This window comes from Providencia sp. UF-224 (genome assembly GCF_058245955.1).
The window spans coordinates 28,313-51,488 of the sequence record NZ_JBSICC010000021.1 but is presented as its reverse complement, the minus strand read 5'-3'; the positions used below and the strand labels follow the sequence as shown (position 1 = coordinate 51,488).

The 23,176-nt window shown below is 40.4% G+C and carries 20 protein-coding genes and 1 other RNA gene; 9 read left to right on the top strand and 12 right to left on the bottom strand.

All coding sequences use genetic code 11. The features are described 5' to 3' along the window. The first annotated feature begins 13 nt into the window (after positions 1 to 13). Positions 14 to 124, top strand: an RNA gene (gene rprA / locus AC4IFO_RS17130) — antisense sRNA RprA. Between the two features lie 372 nt (positions 125 to 496). Here rprA and ppsA read toward each other — a convergent pair. After that, complete coding sequence (gene ppsA / locus AC4IFO_RS17125; protein ID WP_490736197.1) at positions 497 to 2,875, bottom strand: phosphoenolpyruvate synthase; 2,379 nt, start codon at positions 2,873 to 2,875, stop codon at positions 497 to 499. A gap of 265 nt (positions 2,876 to 3,140) precedes the next feature. Between ppsA and ppsR the strand changes: the two genes are divergently transcribed. The 7 genes from ppsR (at position 3,141) to AC4IFO_RS17090 (ending at position 10,837) form a co-directional block, all read left to right on the top strand. After that, positions 3,141 to 4,001 carry a posphoenolpyruvate synthetase regulatory kinase/phosphorylase PpsR gene (gene ppsR / locus AC4IFO_RS17120; protein ID WP_490736195.1) on the top strand — a complete coding sequence of 287 codons (861 nt, stop codon included), beginning with the start codon at positions 3,141 to 3,143 and terminating at the stop codon, positions 3,999 to 4,001. 124 nt (positions 4,002 to 4,125) lie between these two features. Beyond that, positions 4,126 to 5,175, top strand: a complete 1,050-nt coding sequence (locus AC4IFO_RS17115; RefSeq protein ID WP_490736193.1) for a 3-deoxy-7-phosphoheptulonate synthase — start codon at positions 4,126 to 4,128, stop codon at positions 5,173 to 5,175. Between the two features lie 231 nt (positions 5,176 to 5,406). Beyond that, a complete protein-coding gene (hemP, locus tag AC4IFO_RS17110) occupies positions 5,407 to 5,640 on the top strand; it encodes a hemin uptake protein HemP (protein ID WP_490736191.1) in 234 nt (77 codons plus the stop codon). An 85-nt stretch (positions 5,641 to 5,725) separates the two neighbouring features. After that, positions 5,726 to 7,876, top strand: coding sequence for a TonB-dependent receptor domain-containing protein (locus AC4IFO_RS17105; RefSeq protein ID WP_490736189.1), 2,151 nt, complete (start codon positions 5,726 to 5,728; stop codon positions 7,874 to 7,876). Positions 7,877 to 7,968: 92 nt separating this feature from the next. Then, a complete protein-coding gene (locus AC4IFO_RS17100) occupies positions 7,969 to 9,018 on the top strand; it encodes a hemin-degrading factor (RefSeq protein ID WP_490736187.1) in 1,050 nt (349 codons plus the stop codon). A gap of 15 nt (positions 9,019 to 9,033) precedes the next feature. Continuing rightward, entirely contained in the window at positions 9,034 to 9,858 is an 825-nt protein-coding gene (locus AC4IFO_RS17095; protein ID WP_490736185.1) for a heme/hemin ABC transporter substrate-binding protein, read from the top strand. Positions 9,859 to 10,465: 607 nt separating this feature from the next. Continuing rightward, complete coding sequence (locus AC4IFO_RS17090) at positions 10,466 to 10,837, top strand: helix-turn-helix domain-containing protein (RefSeq protein ID WP_206084025.1); 372 nt, start codon at positions 10,466 to 10,468, stop codon at positions 10,835 to 10,837. A gap of 86 nt (positions 10,838 to 10,923) precedes the next feature. On the opposite strand, the gene lplA is transcribed toward AC4IFO_RS17090, so the two are convergent. From lplA to btuC, 11 genes are all read right to left on the bottom strand, one after another. After that, on the bottom strand, positions 10,924 to 11,940 hold the full coding sequence (gene lplA, locus AC4IFO_RS17085; protein WP_490736183.1) for a lipoate--protein ligase: 1,017 nt from the start codon (positions 11,938 to 11,940) through the stop codon (positions 10,924 to 10,926). Between the two features lie 63 nt (positions 11,941 to 12,003). Beyond that, entirely contained in the window at positions 12,004 to 12,492 is a 489-nt protein-coding gene (locus tag AC4IFO_RS17080) for a C40 family peptidase (RefSeq protein WP_490736181.1), read from the bottom strand. 91 nt (positions 12,493 to 12,583) lie between these two features. Continuing rightward, on the bottom strand, positions 12,584 to 12,985 hold the full coding sequence (arnF, locus tag AC4IFO_RS17075; RefSeq protein ID WP_490736179.1) for a 4-amino-4-deoxy-L-arabinose-phosphoundecaprenol flippase subunit ArnF: 402 nt from the start codon (positions 12,983 to 12,985) through the stop codon (positions 12,584 to 12,586). Beyond that, entirely contained in the window at positions 12,982 to 13,329 is a 348-nt protein-coding gene (arnE, locus tag AC4IFO_RS17070) for a 4-amino-4-deoxy-L-arabinose-phosphoundecaprenol flippase subunit ArnE (protein ID WP_490736177.1), read from the bottom strand. Before arnE ends, arnF begins: the two co-directional genes overlap by 4 nt. Then, on the bottom strand, positions 13,326 to 14,984 hold the full coding sequence (gene arnT / locus AC4IFO_RS17065; protein WP_490736175.1) for a lipid IV(A) 4-amino-4-deoxy-L-arabinosyltransferase: 1,659 nt from the start codon (positions 14,982 to 14,984) through the stop codon (positions 13,326 to 13,328). The genes arnE and arnT overlap by 4 nt, the downstream gene beginning before the upstream one ends. Positions 14,985 to 14,991: 7 nt before the next feature. After that, positions 14,992 to 15,885: a 4-deoxy-4-formamido-L-arabinose-phosphoundecaprenol deformylase gene (gene arnD / locus AC4IFO_RS17060; protein ID WP_490736173.1), complete on the bottom strand. Its 894-nt coding sequence runs from the start codon at positions 15,883 to 15,885 to the stop codon at positions 14,992 to 14,994. Then, entirely contained in the window at positions 15,885 to 17,870 is a 1,986-nt protein-coding gene (gene arnA / locus AC4IFO_RS17055; protein ID WP_490736171.1) for a bifunctional UDP-4-amino-4-deoxy-L-arabinose formyltransferase/UDP-glucuronic acid oxidase ArnA, read from the bottom strand. The genes arnD and arnA overlap by 1 nt, the downstream gene beginning before the upstream one ends. Further along, the gene (arnC, locus tag AC4IFO_RS17050; protein WP_206084017.1) at positions 17,870 to 18,862 is read right to left on the bottom strand and encodes an undecaprenyl-phosphate 4-deoxy-4-formamido-L-arabinose transferase; all 993 of its coding nucleotides are present in this window, start codon (positions 18,860 to 18,862) and stop codon (positions 17,870 to 17,872) included. The genes arnA and arnC overlap by 1 nt, the downstream gene beginning before the upstream one ends. Next, entirely contained in the window at positions 18,862 to 20,007 is a 1,146-nt protein-coding gene (arnB, locus tag AC4IFO_RS17045; protein WP_490736169.1) for a UDP-4-amino-4-deoxy-L-arabinose aminotransferase, read from the bottom strand. The genes arnC and arnB overlap by 1 nt, the downstream gene beginning before the upstream one ends. A 128-nt stretch (positions 20,008 to 20,135) precedes the next feature. Next, complete coding sequence (gene btuD, locus AC4IFO_RS17040; protein ID WP_490736167.1) at positions 20,136 to 20,903, bottom strand: vitamin B12 ABC transporter ATP-binding protein BtuD; 768 nt, start codon at positions 20,901 to 20,903, stop codon at positions 20,136 to 20,138. Positions 20,904 to 20,908: 5 nt separating this feature from the next. Next, entirely contained in the window at positions 20,909 to 21,910 is a 1,002-nt protein-coding gene (gene btuC / locus AC4IFO_RS17035) for a vitamin B12 ABC transporter permease BtuC (protein WP_490736165.1), read from the bottom strand. 107 nt (positions 21,911 to 22,017) lie between these two features. Between btuC and AC4IFO_RS17030 the strand changes: the two genes are divergently transcribed. Beyond that, complete coding sequence (locus AC4IFO_RS17030; protein WP_490736163.1) at positions 22,018 to 23,160, top strand: hypothetical protein; 1,143 nt, start codon at positions 22,018 to 22,020, stop codon at positions 23,158 to 23,160. The last annotated feature ends 16 nt before the right edge of the window (positions 23,161 to 23,176 follow it).

Genomic DNA, 23,176 nt, shown 5'->3' with positions numbered 1-23,176 from the left:
TTTATTATCCTGTCATTGAATCAAATGAATCCAATCACTATGCTGACCCCTTATAAGCGTAATGATATAACCGAATTGCTGTGTGTAGTCTTTGCCTGTCAGCCCATGATAGGCTTTTTTTTTGCCTAAATATTCAATATGAATAATATTCACATCCAAATTAAATCATCAGTTTATAAACATTGATTGAAGTCAACTTTCAATTTATTTAAAATAAGTAAATATACTCCCTTCGTATTATGTTCTACTCTTTCTTTTTTAATTAATCACGTTAATGATTAACTCATCACCACGCATTATTACACCCATTATGTGTAATAATTCACGTTAATTTAGAATATACATGACATATTAAATGCATAATCATTCGCGTCTCCTTTATATCTATCTTATTAAGCCATTATTATTACCAATTGCAATAATAGGAATTACAAATTGGTAAAAAGGCCGATTAAGTATTCCCTAATCGGCCTTTTCTATTAATGAATAGTTTTTGCTATTGGTTTTCTGCGATTGTTAGCCACGTTTGAACCACAGTATCTGGGTTCAATGATAAGCTATCAATACCTTCGTCAACTAGCCACTGAGCAAAGTCTTGATGATCAGATGGCCCTTGGCCGCATATTCCCACATATTTATTCTGTCGTTTCGCCGCTTTTATCGCCATAGAAAGCATCGCTTTAACAGCATCGTTGCGCTCATCAAATAATTCAGAAACAACGCCAGAATCCCTATCTAAGCCTAATGTCAACTGAGTCATATCGTTAGAGCCGATTGAGAAACCATCAAAATGTTCAAGGAATTGATCGGCTAACAGTGCGTTTGATGGAATTTCACACATCATAATCACTTTTAAACCGTTCTCACCACGCCTTAAATCATGCTTCGCCAGCTCTGCAATGACAGACTCAGCTTGTGCAACAGTACGCACAAACGGGATCATCACTTCAACGTTAGTTAAGCCCATAGTGTTACGCACACGCTTAACTGCCTCACATTCCAACGCAAAACATGCGCGGAAGCTATCAGATACGTAGCGCCCAGCCCCACGGAAACCTAACATTGGGTTTTCTTCTTCTGGCTCATAAATATCGCCACCGACTAAGTTAGCGTATTCATTAGATTTAAAGTCAGATAAGCGAACAATCACCCGTTTTGGCCAGAATGCAGCCGCTAACGTTGAGATCCCTTCAGTTAATTTGCCGATATAAAACTCAATCGGGTCTTCATAACCTGCCATCATTTCACGAATTTCAGCTTGTAATTCAGGCGATTGTTTATCAAATTCCAGCAGTGCTCTTGGGTGAACTCCAATCATACGGTTAATGATAAATTCCAGACGCGCTAAACCCACACCTTCGTTTGGTAAACAGGCAAAATCAAATGCACGGTCAGGGTTACCTACGTTCATCATAATTTTGACGTTCAGATCCGGCATATCACTCACTTCTGAGCTGTGAATTTCAAATGCTAACTCACCGTCATACACAAAACCTGTATCGCCTTCAGCACAAGAAACCGTCACATTTTGGCCTTCTTGTAAGCGCTCTGTTGCATCGCCACAGCCTACTACCGCAGGAATACCCAGTTCACGAGCAATAATTGCTGCGTGACATGTACGCCCACCACGGTTGGTGACAATCGCAGCCGCTTTTTTCATGATAGGTTCCCAGTCAGGGTCTGTCATGTCAGTGACCAGCACATCACCCGGCTGAATTCTATCCATTTCGTTGAGGTTATGGATAACTTTCACTTTACCAGCGCCAATACGATGACCAATGGCACGCCCTTCCACCAGCACTTGACCTTGCTGTTTTAACTGATAACGTTCCATTACTTGCTGATTAGAACGTACAGTTTCTGGCCTTGCTTGAACAATATACAGACGCCCATTATGGCCATCTTTTGCCCACTCAATATCCATTGGGCGACCGTAATGTTTTTCAATCTGCAATGCTTGGCGAGCCAGCTCTTCAACCTCAAGATCTGTCAAAGAGAAACGATTGCGTAACGCTTCTGGTACATCTTCAATTTGCACTTGTTTGCCGTGCTCTTTACTGTTGGCATACACCATTTGTAATTTTTTAGAGCCAAGGGTACGGCGCACAATTGCAGGGCGGTTATTTTTCAATGTTGGTTTGTGAACATAGAACTCATCGGGATTCACCGCACCTTGCACCACCATCTCACCTAAACCATAAGCTGAAGTGATGAAAACAACCTGATCAAAACCAGATTCGGTATCAATGGTGAACATCACACCCGATGATGCTAAATCAGAGCGAACCATTCTTTGTACACCCGCAGATAATGCCACACCACGGTGGTCATAGCCTTGGTGCACACGATATGAAATTGCACGGTCATTAAATAAAGAGGCGAATACGTGTTTAATCGCAACTAAAACCGCATCAATACCTTGAACGTTTAAGAATGTTTCTTGTTGCCCTGCAAATGAAGCATCTGGCATATCTTCTGCTGTCGCAGACGAACGCACAGCAAATGAAGCTTCCGCTTCACCTTCAGAAAGCTGAGCAAACGCATCACGAATATCTTGTTCCAACTCCTTCGTCAGTGGGGTATCAATCACCCATTGACGAATCTGAGCACCTGCTACAGCCAGTTGGTTCACATCATCAATATCCGTTTCATCTAGCAGGTTGTAAATGCGCTGATTTACACCGCTCTGCTCCAGAAAATCATTAAACGCCTGTGCGGTTGTCGCGAAACCGTTAGGTACGGATACACCCAGATCAGATAAGTTAGTGATCATTTCACCGAGAGAGGCATTTTTACCTCCCACACGGTCAACATCATTCATCCCTAATTGGTTATACCAAAGTACATTACACGGAGTGAGGCCATTTGTGGACATTGAAAGCGATCCTTTTATAGCAATTTAGTGACAGAGTACAAATCGTAAAAAATCTCGTTGGCGAAATATCGCCTCGTGAAATAGACTAGCACAGACGCTATGAGAAGATGGACAGGTGAATCGTTCCATCAATTAAGAAAACTTTTTTGTTCTAAAAATCGTTCAAAAAATGGCTATACTTCCCCCTATAAACTAATTTTTAAACTTTAAACAAAGATAATATCTCTCGATAACCAGTGATAAATACAATAAGAGACTAATAACGATGACCGAATTAGAAGCAATGAATACAATAGCCAGCCAAGTTCAACGCACTGTTTTCTTTATTTCTGATGGTACAGCGATTACAGCTGAAACTTTAGGGCATGCTGTGCTCTCTCAATTCCCCCTTTCATTTACCTCTTATACCTTACCGTTTGTCACTACACCGACCCGTGCAGAAGAAATCAAGCAAAAAATAGACGCACTTTATACAGAAACACAAATTCGCCCTTTGGTGTTCTATTCCATCATCTCCCCTGAGGTTAAACAAATAATCACCCAAAGCTCTGGGTTTTGCCAAGATATCGTGCAAAGCCTTGTTGCACCAATTCAAAAGGAAGTTGGTTTGGAGCCTGAGCCTAAACTGAATCGAACCCACGGTTTATCTATGCAGAATATGAATCAATACGATGCACGTATTGCTGCAATTGAATACACACTGGCTCACGACGATGGTATCTCTCTAAGAAATCTTGACCAGGCTCAAGTGATTTTAATTGGCGTTTCCCGCTGCGGTAAAACACCCACCAGCCTTTATTTAGCCATGCAATTTGGCATTCAAGCGGCAAACTACCCATTCACAGCGGATGATATGGATAACTTGCAGCTGCCAGTAGCACTACGCCCGTATACCCACAAATTATTTGGTTTGACCATTAGCCCAGAGCGGTTAGCCGCAATCCGTGAAGAACGTCGTGAAAATAGCCGCTATGCCTCTATTCGGCAGTGCCGAATTGAAATTGCTGAAGTGGAAGCGTTATTTAGGCAGAATAAAATCAATTACTTAAATACTACTAACTATTCTGTAGAAGAGATTTCTGCAAAAGTGATTGATACCATGGGGTTACAAAGACGCATATTTTAGTGAATATAAAATAAAAAAAAATATTCATTCAATATACGTTGGAGGTTGAAATTAAGCCATATTCGTTTATTGTGATCTTTATCACTTATATGGCGACAGCCTATTCAAGTTTTTGAGAACAAAAATGCACAAAACTGATGAGTTACGTACTGCGAGAGTGGACAGTTTAATCACGCCACAAGCTCTCGCTGATGAATTTCCTATATCCGCAGAAGTTGCCGAAAACGTGACAGCGTCACGAAAGCGTATTGAGCAGATTTTATCCGGTCAAGATCCACGTTTGCTGGTGATTGTTGGTCCATGTTCTATTCATGATATTGATGCTGCCATCGAATATGCAAAGAAACTTCATGAACTAAAAGAGCGTCATCAAGACCGCTTAGAAATCGTCATGCGCACCTATTTTGAAAAACCGCGCACTGTTGTGGGCTGGAAAGGCTTAATCTCTGATCCAAACTTAGACAATTCATGCCAAGTCAATACGGGTATTCGCCTTGCCCGCAAATTATTGATTGAAGTTAACCAAATAGGGTTAGCCACTGCCACCGAATTTCTTGATATGGTGACGGGTCAATATATTGCTGACCTAATTAGCTGGGGCGCAATTGGTGCGCGTACAACTGAAAGCCAAATTCACCGCGAAATGGCCTCCGCATTGTCTTGCCCTGTTGGTTTTAAAAATGGGACAGATGGTAATATCAACATTGCCATTGACGCGATTCGAGCCGCAAAAGCACAACATATGTTTTTATCACCAGATAAAAATGGCCAGATGACTATTTACCAAACCAGCGGTAACCCACATGGACATGTCATTATGCGTGGTGGTAAACAGCCAAATTACAGTGCGGGTGACCTTGCCGCAGCGTGCGACAAACTGCGTAAATTTGAACTGCCAGAGCACTTAGTGGTTGATTTTAGCCATGGTAATTGCCAAAAAATTCATCGTCGCCAACTTGAAGTTGCGCGTGATATTGCAGAGCAAATTAAAGATGGTTCAACCGCAATTAGCGGTGTGATGGCGGAAAGCTTTTTAGTTGAAGGCACACAAAAAGTCAGCCCAGAACAACCCTTGGTTTATGGTCAATCTATTACTGACCCTTGCCTTGGTTGGGATGATACAGAACAACTGATTGAAATTCTTGCTCAAGCCGTGGAACATCGTTTTAAATAATTTTTCGCCCTATCTCCCCACTCGCTTTGATTAATCACTCATCAAAGCGAGTTCAAACCATCACCCCAAGAAATAAAAAATCAAGATTAATACCTATCGCGATATTAATACCTATTATTTTTTAATTATCACCTCATTTAATCCAAAAAATTCTTGACCCTCCACTCCGTTAACGATAATAATTCTCACTGCTAACACGCTACTTGTTAGAAATCCCATGAGAAAAATTTTATGACCTTATTGAAAAAGACAAATCAAATGGTATCGCAGACCCTTTTTTTAGATAAAAGTGAAGAAAGACATTCGGTACCGATTGAACCAAAACCTACTCAGGCGATACTAACAACACGCACGGTTGATAGTCAGCAGTTACTTAATAAGGATGGCAAAGTTGAAATTTTACACCGTGGGGAAATTTACCAACTAAAGCAAACACGCTCAGGTAAATTAATTCTAACGAAATAAATAAGTTATACCGACAATCTATAGCACGCCACCCAGATAGCATCAAGGCAGCCAGCTTAAACTACACATAAGGAAAGGATTTCCTATGCTATTTAACCTGATGCCTGCATCAATTTCTAACAATCAACACAAATACAAATTTCGTTTTTCAACGCTTGCTACCGCTTTAGCTGTGACCAGTACTAGCCAAATCGCCCTTGCCCAACAAGAAACCAGCGACATTATTCATGTTAGCCAATCACCGTTTAATCATGAAAAAATTGCTGTTGCTCAGCAAGTTGATGTTATCGACGCCCAAGCCCCTGAATTACAATCTGCCACTTCCGTTTTAGATTTACTCAAAGGGCAATCAGGGATACTCGTCACAGGCGCAGGAAGTACGTATGGGCAAAGCCTGCAAATGCGAGGTTACGATAGCCGAGGTGTGAAAATCACTGTCGATAATGTCACGCAGGATTTTAGCTCCGGCTTGTTTGATGCTACCTTTATTGACCCGACTCTGGTGAAAAAAGTCACTGTTCATAAAGGCGGTGGTTCTCTTCACCATGGTGGTGGGGCATTGGCAGGGCTTGTTTCAATTAAAACACTCAACGCGTCAGATTTATTAAAACCTGATCAACATTTTGGCGGGCATGTAGCTACAGGCATTAACAAAAATGATCATAGTTACCGTGCAGGGGCGACACTATTTAGTCGTATTGACGCCTTCGATACCATTTTGAGCTACCAGCAACGCAAAACACAACTCGATAACCCATATGAAGTTCAAGGGTTAGATACTCATGAAGAAATTCACAACTGGATGTTAAAAACAACCTGGTTTGCTCAACCGTCATATCAAGCGGCGATACAACTTAGAGAATATCGTAATAACAGTATAACCCAAAAACAACCGAGCATTTCCTTTAACCAAACGATGTTCCCAAATACCCCACATGAAAGGGGAGCCCTGAAAAGAGACATCCTAATTAACCAGCATTTCTCACCAAATAATGCACTTAATTGGCAAGCTGACTGGGATTTATACTACTCAAGCCTTGCACTAGATCAATTAGACCTAGTTAAAATTAAGAAGACCCCAAATGAATACCATGAAGAGAATAGAAGCCAATATACCTATGGCACTAAATTCACCAATAGCTTAATGCTACCTATGCATAACTGGGCAAATAACACGATTCAAAGCGGATTTGAATATTATCAGCAAGAGCAAAAATCCAATGAATACTCAATAAGTTACCCTAACGCTAATCTATCAAATGGTTCTGGTTGGCTAAACAACGACCTCACATTGCAACACTTACCCATTACATTCTCAGCGGGAACACGTTTTACTTATTATAAAACCTCACGTAAAGAGATTGCTGAAGATAGCCATACAAATTGGTCATCACGGGTCGCAGTAAGCGCTACTCCATCACATTGGCTAAATGTATTTTCTTCATATTCCGAAGGCTACCGAACACCTCGCATGGCTGAGTTATATAACAATTCCCAACACTTTCGTGTTCCCGGTATTGGTTATCAATCGGACTTTATCCCTTCCCCTGACTTAAAGCCTGAAATCAATAAAACGATTGAAACAGGTATGAAGTTGAGTTTTGATGAACTTGCCTTTGCAGGGGACTCCCTTCAGTTTGGTACCACGCTGTTTCACACCAAAGCGAAAAACTATATTACTGTCGATGCTATATATAAGCGGAAGGTGGGCCGAGATTTTATGTATTTCTGGCTACCCGAAAAGATTTATTACACCAATACCCCTTCCGCTACCATAGAAGGTATTGATAGTTTTATTCACTATAAAACACATTGGTTTAACCTAAATATTACCCATAACATCACTATTGGAAAGGACGATGAAAAACACCATTCACTTTCTTCACTTCGTCCAAGCAACTTGGTTGCTCGTTTTGATGCACCTATAGCCAGCACAGGGTTCAATCTTGGTTGGATTGGCGAATTCGCAGCTAAAACCCAATTTGATGGGGATGATACCTACATATTACCAGATCAAAAATCAGTAGAGAAATTAGACCGTTACCGCCGTGAAGTCATTCAATACCCCGGTTATAGCCTTCATGATTTTTACATCAATTATCAAGCTGATCAGTTTATTAAAGGGCTAAGCGGTACTTTAGCCCTTAAAAATGCGTTTGATAAAAACTACGTTTCGTCTATGGGCATTCCACAAGAAGGCCGTAATTTCTATTTTAACGTGAATTATAAATGGTAACGAAATAATAGAGTCGTCGAGTTGGGGTTATTAACACTGTAAATAACCCCAATTAATTGCCGTTAAAAACAACCGAGAAAAAGGAAATCAATATGGATTCAATATGTTATGAAAATTATCAACAGATAAAACAACAATTCCCTGATAAACACGCTCGGGACTTAGCAAATCAACTTAACATCACCGAAGCCGAGCTTTTATTTCATAGAGTTGGCCATGATAATGTAAAACGACTCTCAGGTAATTTGCCTGAATTACTCCATGCACTCGCCACCATCGGTCAAGCAAAAGCGATCACTCGTAATGATTACGTCGTGAATATCCAAACGGGGCGATATGATAACCCCCGTTTCAGTGACCATGCAGGTCTATTCTTAAACCCAGGGCAATTAGATTTACGCATGTTTTTTGCGCAATGGGATTCCATGTTTACGCTGACAGAAAAAGTCGGCAATGAAGTGCGACACAGCATTCAATTCTTTGATAAAAATGGCGATGCCATACACAAAGTATACACTTGTGAAGATACTGATATGAATGCATGGCAAGATATCATCGACCATTATACTTCTATTGATAATCCCCCATTGATGCTAGAAACGGTATCTTCATTCTCAAATAGTGAAATTAGTGATGAAGTAAAAAAACAAATTGAACAACAATGGCGCGATATGTCAGATGTTCACCAGTTTTTTACTTTATTAAAAACACACAACTTAAGTCGTCAACAAGTGTTCCGTGCGGTAAGTAATGAGCTTGCTTGGCAAGTTTCTACCAATGCACTATCACAATTACTTACGCTCGCTTATCAAGATAAAAATGAAATAATGCTTTTTGTCGGTAATCGGGGATGTGTACAAATATTTACTGGTGTTATCAATAAGCTCTCACCATTAAAAATTGAAAGCACACGAACAGATTGGCTTAATGTTTCTAGCAATCATTTTAATTTACATATTATTGAAAATGGCATTTCAGAATGCTGGGTAACCCGTAAGCCAACGCAGGAAGGTTTTGTCACAAGCTTAGAGGTTTTTGATAACCAAGGAAACCAAATCATTCAAATGTATGGGCAACGAACAGAAGGCGTACCTGAACAAACTCAGTGGAAGCAACAAGTGCTTTCCCTACCTCGTATTTAATCACTGAGTTATTTTATGCAATATTGGCTTCTAATGTTAGTAATGCTGTGTATATCAAGTCACTCATTATCAAAAGAGCGCATCATTTCATTGGGGCATGATGTAACCGAAATTATTTTCGCCCTTAAGTTTGGTAAAAATATTATTGCGCGTGAGTCTTCAGATCTAATACAGCTATTCCCACAACAATATGAAACTATCGGGAATATTAAGAAAATTGATTATCAACATCTAATATCAATGGAACCTACCCTCGTATTCGCAAGCGATCAGGCAAAACCCTCTTCAGCCTTGTTGTTACTGCAAAACAAGGGTATACCTGTCATAAATATTACCCGTGGTGTGACATTAGAAGCCATTCCAGAAAAAATAAAGCTAATTGCAAAACACCTTGAACGAAACCAACTAGGAAAAAAGCTCATCAAAAACTTCCAAAATGAACTGGCACAAATCAATACCACTCCCCTAGATAAAAAAGTCTTATTTATTATTAATAAAGGCGGTGTTTTACCCTTAACTGCTGGCGCGAATACAACCGCCGATAAACTCATTACAGCAGTTGGTGCTAAAAATATCATGGCGACCAGTAAACGATACCAACCGCTTTCACCTGAAAGTATTATCGCAAGGCAGCCTGACTTGATTATAGTTTGCCATGAAAGTGCTAAAGCTCTCGGGGGGGCCGAGGGAATTTGGCGGCTCCCCGGCATGTCAATGACACCTGCGGGCAAAAGTAAGTCATTAGTGGTAGTGAATGAAACAGGCATGTTACACTTTAGCCTAAGTACACCCAAAGTGATGGCACAGATACGTCAAGCATTAGAAAAATTACCTGAATAAGATTTCAGCATATAGGATAATCTTTGGCAGTAAAATTTGTTATTTTTTGATTTTAATGAATTTAAATGCAAAACACTCTCTCGATTTTTTCGAGCAAATAACGCCAATAATCAATTAATTCATCTTTTACCTTTTTAATTTTCAAAATTTAAACCTAATTAAAGCCAATTATTTCAGTATTGAAAAGATACTAAATATTAAATCTCAAATTTTGAATACTTACAGTCATTTTAACCAATACAATTAACTCGGAATTTCCTGTCTATTGTTATAAAAAATACACAATTAATTTTTCAATTATTTACTTGGTTAATAAAATCGAACGGTTCGAACAAAAAATTTGAACGAGTATTTTCAACCTAATTCCTATTGTACAAATCACAAAAAATAAAATGGTAACAACTTGATTATCAACGCATTTAAACATTCATCAGTGTATGTTTAAAATGTTGATTTTTTCAATAGCTATCATACCGATAGCTATTCTCATTCAAAAAAAGCACGTTTAGCCTATCGATATATCGGAAAAAAAGGAAGAATAGACTTCAATTTCGTGAGTTATTATTAGTTATTAATGAACAATAGCCTACTTGAGTAGGAGGTAAACATGTCAGAAAGTGTAGTCAACGATATCGTTAAATGGCTTGAAAGCCAGTTGCAACGCAATGAAGGCATCAAAATCGACACAATAGCCGATAAGAGTGGTTATTCTAAATGGCATTTACAGCGTGTTTTCAAAGAAATGAAAGGCTGCACGCTTGGCGAATACGTCCGTAAACGTCGTTTGTTAGAAGCTGCTAAATCATTACGTGAAGGCAACTTACCAATCCTTGATATTGCTCTGCAATATGGATTCAGTTCACAAGCTACATTTACTCGTATCTTTAAAAAACATTTTGATACGACCCCAGCAAAATTCCGTCAAACCGGTGAGCTGCCAGAATGCAAAAGTTTTATGACATGCAGTTGTCATAACTAATGAGTTTCATTTCAAGATCATTCCTTCCTATTTAGTTGTTAGTTTTTTTGAAGTCTATGTCTGAGCCGACAATGTCGGCTCATTTTTTAACTTAACTCGTGTACTAACCAGTTCTCTAAATCACTGAGTTGATCTTGTAACTCAGGCCATTGCTGTTTCATCTGACCACATAACATTCTTATCGTTTCTGTTTGATACACTTTCCCCAACATATGCTCACTTAACCACTCAAGAGGTGTGGGGTCTAAGCTGTCAGTAAAAAACTGGCAACGTGTGATTACGCCTTTTTCAATATCAAAGTGGAACTCAATCCCGCCCCATGGAAAACGAGTATCTGAATAATGAGAAAACGCAGGCGCTTGGCCAAAGTTCCATTCCCAACTACTTTGCTTGGCAAATGTTTCCGTAAAATTTGGCAAGTCAGGTAGTTTTTCAGGGGAGATATATTCCGCTTCAACCGTTTCGCCAAAATGGCTAAAAAAGCTTTCAATAATGCCTTCACAGACCATTTCGTGGCTAATGTTTGGGGCGAGTTCAGAGAGATTTGCGACGCGAGATCGAACCGAGGTGATCCCTTTTGCCTGCAGTTTTTTAGGGTCTGGGTTAAGGTAATTGGCTAACCGACTTAAGTCTGCATTAATCAACAAAGTTCCATGGTGAAAACCGCGGTCTTTCGTTTCGCGATAAGCAGAACCTGAAATTTTTCGTGGACCATTTTCTGTGTTGAGCACTAAATCATTACGTCCTGAAACTTCAGCGGAAATCCCCACATTCGCAAGTCCATCAACAATGATTTGCGTTGAAACCGTTTTATCGTACTCAGGCTTGCCCGCCATAAACGTAAAACAGGTATTGCCTAAGTCATGAAAAACAGCACCACCGCCACTACTACGACGAGCAAGACGAACATTGTCTTCTTCCATTCGGCGAGTGTTGCATTCTTTCCACGGGTTTTGTGCACGGCCAATGACCACGGTATCGGCATTACGCCATAAAAACATCACACGCTGATCGGCTGACATTTGCCTAAAAATGGTTTCTTCAACAGCAAGGTTGAACCAAGGATCAAAAGATTCTGAAATGAGTAAACGTAATGTTGACATGAAGCTATCCTAAAAACAAAACTTGCTCTTAAGATAGCATAATCACTAAAGAAAATTGCGAGTTTAAATGCGTCTGGCTTGCCAGAACACTTTTCGCCAATACACGTTATCCATGGATGAACGGATCACACCTTTGCTGGTTGATGCATGAATAAAGGTATTGTCCGTATCATAAATACCAACATGCAGCCCATTTTCGCCAGAACCGGTTTTAAAAAACACCAGATCCCCAGGCATTAAGTCCGTTTTATCAATGCGTGTACCAAGTTGCGTTTGGTCGACGGTAGTTCTAGGTAGTTGAATCGCAAAGCGGTCATTAAACGTTCGATAAACAAAACCTGAGCAATCAACGCCGCTTTGACTCATCCCACCATAATGATAAGGCGTGCCATACCATTGTTCTAGCTGGTCTTTTAACTGAGCGATGGTCATTATAGGGTCTGACAGCTGGGTTTTTAGCGGTGGTGGTGCAGTACGCTTAACGGATGTTGATGAACAACCAATTAAAACCAAGCACAGTAATAACGGCAAGTGTTGTATTTTAATCACCATAAAGCACCTTAATCATTCATCTTATTGCTATATTTAACTTATATCATAATGGCTAATGAATAAAAAACAAACAATTCATCATATTGTACTATTAATGCTTATCAGACAATTTAGTTGGGCGACTAATTAACCAAACACCCAGTAAGATAAATGCAATACCAGCGACTTTCAACCATGACGCAGGCTCATTAAACCAAGGTAAAACAACGGCTAAGATATACACAAACACATAGCTTAAGCTAATAAGTGGATACGCTTTATTCAGAGCAATATACTTTAAGGCAAACAACCAACACAGCATCGACAAGGCATAACACACTAACCCTAAAAAAATAATGCTTAAGCTAGTGATATTTGCCAATAACCAATCAACTTGCAACCAATGCCAACCTAAAGAAAATGACGGTAATGCAACCACCCCCATCTTTAAACTGAGCTGCGCCACGGTCACTAATAAGGCGCTACCAATCACCCATAAATAGCCTTTATTCATACGCTGATACTCATGAGTAATATCCCTATCATAATAGCAACCACACCAAGCCAATGGTTTAGCCCCGTTTTCTCTTTGTATACAAACTGCCCAATCAAGGTGATCAGGACAAAATTAATACTTAACATTGGGTAAGCAATGCTCAGAGGCATGGTCTCAAGCAGTTTTAACCAAAACAACATACCAAGGCCAAGCATTAAAACAGCAAACACCAGCCACTTAAGGGCTGATGCTGCTTTATTTTCTTTTTCGCTTTGCCAACTAACCACGGCTTGTTTCTGAGCAACTTGCCCAATACAAGTCAGTACACTGACGAGCAATAATAACAATAATTGTGCAATCATTGTTGATGATACACCGCGATTGCCATACGTGAGTTTTTAATCACTTCATCTGGCTTAGGAATATCAGGAAGCTCTTCGTTACGGCCTAATAAAAACACTACCGTGACCTGCCCTTCTTTGCGTGCTTTCTCCAGCCACGCTGCAAATGCGTCTGGCTTAACGATACGGTGTTGGCTATCTGGATACTCTAAACCGTAGCTAAGTTCACCACTGCTATTATACAGATAGATATTTGAGTTTTGCGTTTCCCACGCTAACCCCGCTGCTACGCCTACGTTACTTGCCATCAAATACTTACTGTTCATTAATAAGTCATGGTTTTGATGAATAAAATTCTGAGGTAGCTTGGAATCGATAGTATTATTTGGTAAAGCACTGCCAATACATAAGCTAATTGCTAACGAACATGATGCCGCCCACAACCAATACTTAGCGTTTAGCACTGTGCATAAATATCCAATTATCGCCCAAATTGAGAAAGCCACCACGCCTAAAACCATTTTCGACCATTCATCGGGCTCATATAATGGTTTTTTAATCACTGTGCTCACAACAATGACAGCGATAACTGCGGCAATTCCCAATACGACATTAATGATTCCGTTTACTTTTAGCGCTCGCATGGTGCCATTTCTTACACAATCAACACCATATTTCGCCATCAGTAACGCCAGTGGCGCCATAAAAGGCAGCATGTAAGTGGGTAATTTACCACGTGAAATACTGAAGAACAGGACAGGTACAATAAACCAACACAGTAAGAAGAACATATCTGGGCTTGATTTTCGTTCTTTCCAGCCTTTTATGATTGCTCCTGGCACTAACCCAGCCCATGGAAGCGCTCCCAATAATATAATGGGAATGTAGTACCAAAATGGCGCAATGTGTTGCGCATCATCAGCAGTAAAGCGCTTAATGTGTTCAACCCAAAAGAAATAATTCCAGTAATCAGGCTCTTGCTTCGCTATCGCCAGCGCCCACGGCAAACTAATGATAACCGCAGAAATAATGGCAAGTGGGCCATATTTGATCAGCTCAAGAAAGCGTTTTTGGTATAGAGTGACAGGTAGCATGACAATAACTGGAATGGCTAAAGCCAAAAAGCCTTTGGTCATAAAGGCCATACCACAGGCTAGCCCTAAACAAACCCATGCTGCCAGTTTTGTCTTGACCTCCCTCGCCTTCATTGCCCATAAGCAACAAAACATACTTGCTGCAATCCACAGCGATAACATTGGGTCAAGTACACTGTATGTTCCGATTGAAAAGACCAAGAACATAGAGATGTAGATTAAGCTTGCAACATAAGCAACGTGGTTATTACGCCACATCATTTTTGCCATGCGATAGACAAGTAACGCACTAAGAAGAATACAAAAAACAGAACCGAAGCGAACCGCGAAATTAGTTTCACCAAAAATCATTTGGCTAATATTATTTATCCAATAGCCTGCGACAGGTTTTTCAAAATAACGCACGTCTAACATGTAAGGGACAATCCAATCCCCACGTTGAAGCATTTCCCGACTAATTTCTGCATAGCGGGTTTCATCTGGTTGCCAAAGTAAACGGCTGTTCAACGGCAACAAATAAGTTAGGATAAAAAAAAGAGCCAGCAGAGAGGCTCCTACTTTGCTCGCTCGATTATTTAACATCGCGTGTTTATTCCTCTTCTTGGCAACCCAGCCAACCTTCACGCCCTGGGAACGGTGCTCTCACCACTCGCCCTTTTGGTAATGAATTCAGATCGTCAGGTAGCAATTCGCTTAATGTACAGAATTGGATTTCTTCTTGTGAAATTCGTTCCAATAATTGTGAAAATTGTTCTGACTTGGACATTCCTTCCACTTCAGTGTGAATAGTATAGACTGGAACGCCGCTATCATCTTTAATTGCTTGAAGAATATAATCATTAAATGCTTCATCGCTGATAACCGTACCAACCACTTCGTCATATGTCGGTAATGTCACAGGGATTTGCACTGTCCCTAACGAGCCATCACGCAAAATAGGCCTGAAAGGAAATTTTCCACGACAATCGCTGTTATAGTCAAAATTAAACTTTTGCTTAACCTCTAACACACGCTCATCACCTCGCCAGCCCGCAACAGCAGAGCAGGTAACCCTTTGCCCAATTGCACATTCAAGTGCATCCACGCCGAGCTTAACTTGCTCAGCCAGTTGAGCTTCACTCCATTTAGCCACTTTGGCTTGCCAGCCTTGATGATCCCATGCATGTAAGCCAACTTCATGACCTGCATCCAATGTTTGTTTCATCAAGTAGCCTAAATCCTTAGCAATTTTTTTGCCCGGCCATGCTGTACCAGCTAATAAAATATCTAACCCATAAAGGGATGCGGCATTAGACCTGAGCATTTTCCACAGAAATTTAGGACGCAAAAGGCGCCATAAATGGCGCCCCATGTTATCGGGTCCTACACTGAAGAAAAAGCTGGCCTGAATGTTGTGCTCTTTAAGCACTTTGAGTAATTGTGGAACCCCTTTTAACGTACCTTGGTAGGTATCCACATCAATTCTCAAGCCAACTTTTTTCATTAGTCTTTGTTACCTAACTCTTCAACAGCACCTTGTAAGAAGAAATCTAAGGTTTCTTCGATGGTATCTTTCATGTCGATAGTCGGAACCCAGTCAAGTAAACGACGCGCGTTCTCAACACTTGGTTTACGGTGCTCAACATCTTGATAGCCTTGGCCATAGTAGCTGCTGCTTTCAATTTCACGGAAGCCTGCAAATGGAGGGAACTTGCTACGCTCTGGGTGTTTTTCAAAGCTAGCTAACAACATTTCTGCCAGTTCACGAATACTTGCTTCGTTCGTTGGGTTACCGATGTTGATGATTTGACCATCACATTTGCCGTCTTTGTTTTCGATAATGCGGAACAGCGCTTCGATACCGTCTTTAATATCGGTAAAGCAACGTTTCTGAGCACCACCGTCAACCAGTTTGATTGGCGAACCTTCAACTAAGTTTAAAATCAACTGAGTGATCGCTCGTGAACTACCAATACGTGCAGAGTTTAAGCTATCTAAACGTGGTCCCATCCAGTTAAACGGACGGAACAAGGTAAATTTCAGGCCTTCTTTCGCGCCGTAAGCCCAAATAACTCGGTCAAGTAACTGTTTAGAAACAGAGTAAATCCAGCGTTGTTTGTTGATTGGACCAACAATCAGACGTGACTCATCTTCATCAAACTCTTTATCATCACACATACCGTAAACTTCTGAGGTAGATGGGAAAATAATACGTTTGTTGTATTTCACGCAGTAACGAACCACTTTCAGGTTTTCTTCGAAGTCTAATTCAAAGACACGCAGTGGGTTGCGGGTGTATTCGATTGGTGTTGCAATCGCAACCAGTGGCAGAATGACGTCACATTTTTTGATGTGATACTCAATCCACTCGGTGTGAATGCTGACGTCGCCTTCAATAAAGTGGAAACGTGGGTTACCAATGAAGCGTTCAATTGCAGATGAACCGATATCCATACCATAGATATCATAGTTACCATCTTTTAACAGGCGCTCAGTTAAATGGTTACCGATGAAGCCATTCACGCCTAAAATCAGTACGCGAGTACGACGTTTAACTTGTGCAGTTGGTTTAGCACCAACACGAACATCAGTTACGATACCCATTTCGTTTGCAAGACGGTTACCTTGCATGTAAAGACCCGTTTCGCTTTGACCGCTAACCACTTCAATCGCGCCTTGCCCACAAGCAATACGCAGTGGATCATTAGAAAGAACAGTCCCCGCGGTTTTGCCTTGGTTATCATCTAGCACACGAGCGCGCCAAATAACCATTTTACGTGCACCTAAATAGGTGAATGCACCTGGGTATGGCTCTGTCACTGCACGAATTAGGCAGTTAATTTCTTTTGCACTACGGTTCCAGTCGATTTGACCATCTTCTGCGGTACGACGACCAAAATAAGTCGCTTGGCTTTCGTCTTGAGCAACCGTTTTGTAGCTACCCGCTTCAATCAGTGGCAGTGTTTTATCTAATAAGACTTCCGCTGCTTCACGGACTTTCGCGTGTAATGTTAATCCAGTATCAGTGTCAGTGATTGCCACTTTCTCTTGCGCAACGATGTCGCCAGCGTCAGCTTTTGCGACCATTTTATGTAAGGTTACGCCAGTTTCGCTTTCACCGTTTAATAATGCCCAATTGATTGGCGCACGACCACGGTATTTTGGCAATAATGAACCATGCAGGTTAAATGCCCCTTTCGGTGCAATTGCCAGCAATTCTTCACTTAGCATGTCGCGGTAATAGAAAGAGAAAATCACATCAGGTTTCATTTCGCGAATACGTTCAATCCATAATGGATGATTGACGTTTTCTGGAGCAAAAACAGGAAGTTCCATGTCCGCGCTTAGGCGTGCTACGGAAGAGTAAAAATGGTTTTCATTTGGGTCATCAGTGTGTGTAAATACAGCCTGAATATCAAAACCCGCTTTTTCAAGCGCTTTTAGCCCTACGCAGCCAATATCATGATAGGCAAAAACAATAGCTTTCATTAGTCTTCTTCCTGATTTTTGTCGGATTTAAGGTCTGCACCGACGACTTTTTGAATAAAATAACGAGGTCTCGCACGTACATCATTGTAAATTCGACCGATGTATTCGCCCAGTAGACCCATAGCAACAAATTGTGCACCAATAAACATAAATAGCACAGCGAACAGAGTGAATACGCCATCTGCGGCCCACTCTGCACCAAAAATCAAACGTAATGCAATTAATAGCACTGCAAGTAAAAAACCGCCTGCTGCAATGACACTACCAACAACACTGAGCAAACGCAGTGGCGCTGTCGTTAAACAGGTCAGTAAGTCATACATTAAATTAATCAGCTTCATAAAGCTGTATTTAGAATCACCAAATTCACGTTCCGCATGCGCCACATCAATTTCGATGGTTCTACGAGCAAATGTATTGGCTAAAATCGGTATAAATGTGCTTCTTTCATGGCATTGCAACATCGCCTGAATAATATGGCGACGGTATGCACGTAACATACAGCCATAATCACCCATTGAACGACCCGTTGCCTTAGTGATCATCGCATTAATCATCTTAGATGCCGTCTTACGGAACCAAGAGTCTTGTCGATTAGCGCGTCGCGTTCCAACAACATCATAGCCTTGCATCGCTGTTTGTACTAAGCGAGGAATTTCTTCTGGCGGGTTTTGTAAATCTGCATCAAGCGTAATCACTAAATCCCCATCAGCTTGATTAAACCCAGCCATAATCGCAGAATGCTGACCATAGTTACGGTTAAGGATAATCGCAATCACATGGTTATCAGGGTTTTCTGCTGCTTGAGTTAACATAGCAGCTGAACGGTCGCTGCTGCCGTCATCCACTAAAATTAATTCATAGCTTTGTGTTAATTGCTTGCACGATTTAATCGTACGCTCAAGCAATTGAGGCAAGCTCTGCTCTTCATTATAGACAGGGATTACCACTGAGACTTTTTTAATCTCATCAAATTCATCTGCGTGTGACACTATTTTGACTCCAAAAGAACTGCTTCCACCGCGTTAACAACCCGCTCAACATCTGCATTCGTCATATCAGGGAATAAAGGCAACGAACACAACGTCTCGCTATTCCATGTCGATTCTGGCAGTGTTAATTTAGGGTATTTTTCACGGTAATATTTTTGCGTATGTGCTGCTCGAAAATGTAGCCCCGTCCCGATATCGTGAGCTTTTAATTTTTCCATGAACGTATCACGGTCAATTCCACATATATCTTTATCTACGCGCACCATAAATAAATGGTTAGCATGTAAATGTTCATACTCAGGAACTTTGAGCATTTGTAATGGGGATTTTTCCAACAATTTACGGTAATGCGCGGTTAATTCAGCGCGACGTTGATTCAACTGTTCCACACGGGACAATTGCACGACCGCTATCGCAGCATGAATATCGGATAAATTATATTTAAAGCCCGGCTCAACAACTTCTGCCTGTGGTTTACGCCCTTGCATTTGTCTATCAAATGCATCAACACCTAAACCATGAAATTTAAGTGTACGAACACGCTGAGCAAGTTTATCATCATCAGTTACAACTAAACCACCCTCTGCGCATGTCACATTCTTAATGGCATGAAATGAGAAAATGGATGTGCCTTTCTCGCCGATCCATTCCTTTTTATAGCGTGTACCTACCGCGTGAGCCGCATCTTCAATTAACGCGACGCCTGCTTTTTGTGCGATTGAACGTAATGCGTCTAAGTCACAAGGTGCACCAGCATAGTGAACAGGAATGATAGCTTTTGTTTTTGCCGTTAACGCTTTTTCTACGGCTTCGGGTTGGATCATCAAAGTATCGCGGTCAACATCAATCATGACAGGTGTTGCACCCAGCAACTCAATCATATTAATTGTCGAAACCCATGTTTGTGACGGTGTGATCACTTCATCACCAGGCCCAATCCCTAAAGCCATCAAAACGACATGCATGCCCGCGGTTGCAGAGGACAATGCAATTGCATGTTTACAGCCATAACGTTGGCAAAAATCTTCTTCTAACTGATGATTCTGTGGGCCTGTTGTAATCCAGCCTGAACGCAGAACCTTTTCAACTGCCTTGACCTCTTCATCACCAATTGCTGGTTTTGAAAATGGTAAGAAATTGCTCATATTGTTTATAGCCTAGTTTTCATTGTGAATAGAATATTCTAGTTAATTGTACTTTAACCGAACCTCAACACCGACGAACATTGCTGCATTATCCCGCATAAAAACGAGTGATTAAAACAACTTTTTGGTTAATCGTCAAAATTAATAATTTGCCATTGTCTATAGGATGTGCTCTGACTTATCTTAATCTCGGTTTTAAAAATGTCAGATAAGTTATTTTCTGTCATCACATCAGTAGGTTTTCCTGATGCAAACAATTGACCTTGTTTTAACAACCAAATTCGCGATGCATTTTTATAAGAATGATTCAGGTCATGCCCACTCATTATAACGGTTCCTTGGCAATCACAAAAATATTTAATCCACTTATCTAACATTGCCTGTTGAATAATATCCAAATTATTGGTCGGCTCATCAAATAAAATGATTTTTCCCGTTAACTCTTTATCATCCCAAACTTGTAAAAATGCAGCACAAACCCTGACGCGCTGCCATTCACCTCCAGAGAGTTGATAAATCCCTTTATGCAAAAGCGGTGATAATTGAAAATCATCACACAGTTGCACAAAAACATCCGCCGCTGCCTGTGTTGAAGGTAAAAACAGTTCGAGATATTGGAACACCTTGATAATAGGTGTATTACTCGCAAGCTGAACAAAATAAGCCCGTTGTTTCGCTAGCTGAGTAAGAGAGCAATGGCGAATATCTTCACCGTTAAACCAAATTTCACCCGTAACAGGAAGATACCCACTTAGTGCGGAAAGTAACGTACTTTTCCCTGCACCATTGGCGCCTAAAAGATGAATTTGCTCACCTGCAAATACAGATTCAGTAAAATTAATGAGGCGGTTTTCTGAAGTAATATTTTTGATACCAATAATCATCAGTGTATTCATTAGGTTTACCGCCATTGCTGGTGACGAATAAGCAGCAGAATAAACATTGGTGCGCCCAATGTGGCAGTAATGACACCAATGGGAACTTCTGCATTCGCAATTAATAACCGCGACAATAAATCAGCCAATGACAGGCCTAATGCGCCCGCTATTGCGCAAGCGGGTAACAGTAAACGGTTATTAGTTAAGCCACTTAAGCGTAGAATATGTGGGATAACTAAACCAATAAAGCTAATTGCCCCAGCAATAGCAACACTCAAACCAATTAATACACCACTAATGATAATGAGAATAATACGCCACTTATGTACTGATATGCCTAATTGATAAGCTTGGAGAGAACCTAAAGAAAGGTAATTTAATATTTTACCTTGGCATGCTACCCATAGTAAAAATGGAATACAAGCGGCGACTAGCCCTATCTGCCGCCAATCAACGCCACTAAAGCTTCCCATCATCCAATATAATAGTTGGCGTAAATCGAGGTTACTGCTCATGTATACCATCCACGTCATACACGCTCCGCTCACCACTCCAAGAGCAACACCAACGAGCAATAAACTCGCATTATTCAGGTTTTTTCGTTTGGCAAAATAAAGCAATAACGATGTGAGTAACAAAGCACCAATAATCGCACTCGCACTGAGCACTCCATAATGTGTGACGCCTGATGACATTAATACCGTGAATACGACTGCTACACCAGCGCCGTTGCTGATCCCCAATAGACCGGGTTCTGCCAGTGGATTTTCGAATAAAGCCTGCATAACCGCCCCAGTAACCGCCAACCCTGCCCCGACGACAATAACGGCAAGCATTCTAGGCAATCGAATTTGCCAAACAAACAGTTGTGCTGAGTCATTCATCCATTGATTTGGCCAATACCAGGTCTCTCCAGCACTGATTGACACTATCGCAATGATGCAAAGTGTAAGCAGCAAGAATGCAATCAAACGAATGTCTGATTTATTTTGTTGTTCTTGTAGCTGCAATAGAGAGTGGTTCATTGATAGATTAACTTATTTATTAGTGAGTTAAAAGATTATAGCTTTTTATGCAAGAGATAGCACATAAATGAATCTACACTCATTTTTTCAACTTTGGAGTAATACATGTGGGCTCTTTAGAAATAAAAACTGGTGCAAGTCCGATACACAGTAATCACGCTAATAAAGAACAATGGCCTGAAAGGATAAAAAATAGGTCTTTTATTCATTCACTAAAAACTGTCAAAAACACAGTAATTCAATCCATTATTTCTATATATCATAAACTCAGGTTCATACTAAAACAGAAGTTTGAAAACATTGAGACTGTAGATAACCCCGCATATCATAAAAATACAGCAACAAACTCACAAGTACCTATCAATAATCGACTTCCTGACTACTTTGAGAATACACCCCCCAAACAATTTGATACTGCACAGCCTCAGGAAAAAAACAAAATTCAAGATGACTTATCACCTCTGCTCCAAACTCAAGGTGTCAACCTAGATATTCAAAAAAAGACTATAATTGCTGATAAAGCCAAAAGTATCTACTTAAAAAATATTGAATTAATCAATCAGTACTCTGATATACCTAAAGATAAAAAAACAGATTTCAATACCATGAATAAGGCTATTTTCGCTTTGCTGAGTAACCCAGAATACATTAAACAGGAAGGTTTCTTTAGAATAAATGGTGTTCAATCTAAGATACCTGATCTCTTAGTCGAACTCGCGAGCAATGCAGATTTTAATCAACTGCTAATAAACAATAATAGTTTTAGGCAAAATGAACTTACTGGTGTGATTAAAGTGTTACGAAACGACATAATGACTGAGCATCCAACAGAAAAAAACAAACATAATGAGCTAGTAAATACATACAAAGAATCGATTGATCATGAAAATGCAACAAAAAAATATGTTGCAGATATGAATTTAAACAAGCGAGATAAAATTTTACGGATAGCCTCAAACAACGCGGAAAAAAGATTACCTAGTCTGCAAGAACTACCATTACATTTGCAAATTTGTATGCCACTGTTTGTTGAAGCCGCTATACATTCAAAAGAAAACAGAATGGAACCAATGCAAATTGCTACTGCTTTTGGTGGAGGATTGAGCTCAGCCAAAAGAACACCCGTCGAAGAAATGGAGTTTAAAAAATTAAACAAAGAGCAACAAAAAGAATTGCTTAAGCAAGAAACTGATCATATGAATCTCTCGAATGAACTTCTTATGAAGTTAATTAAAAAACAGCTTAAATAATTTAAGTTACTGCAAA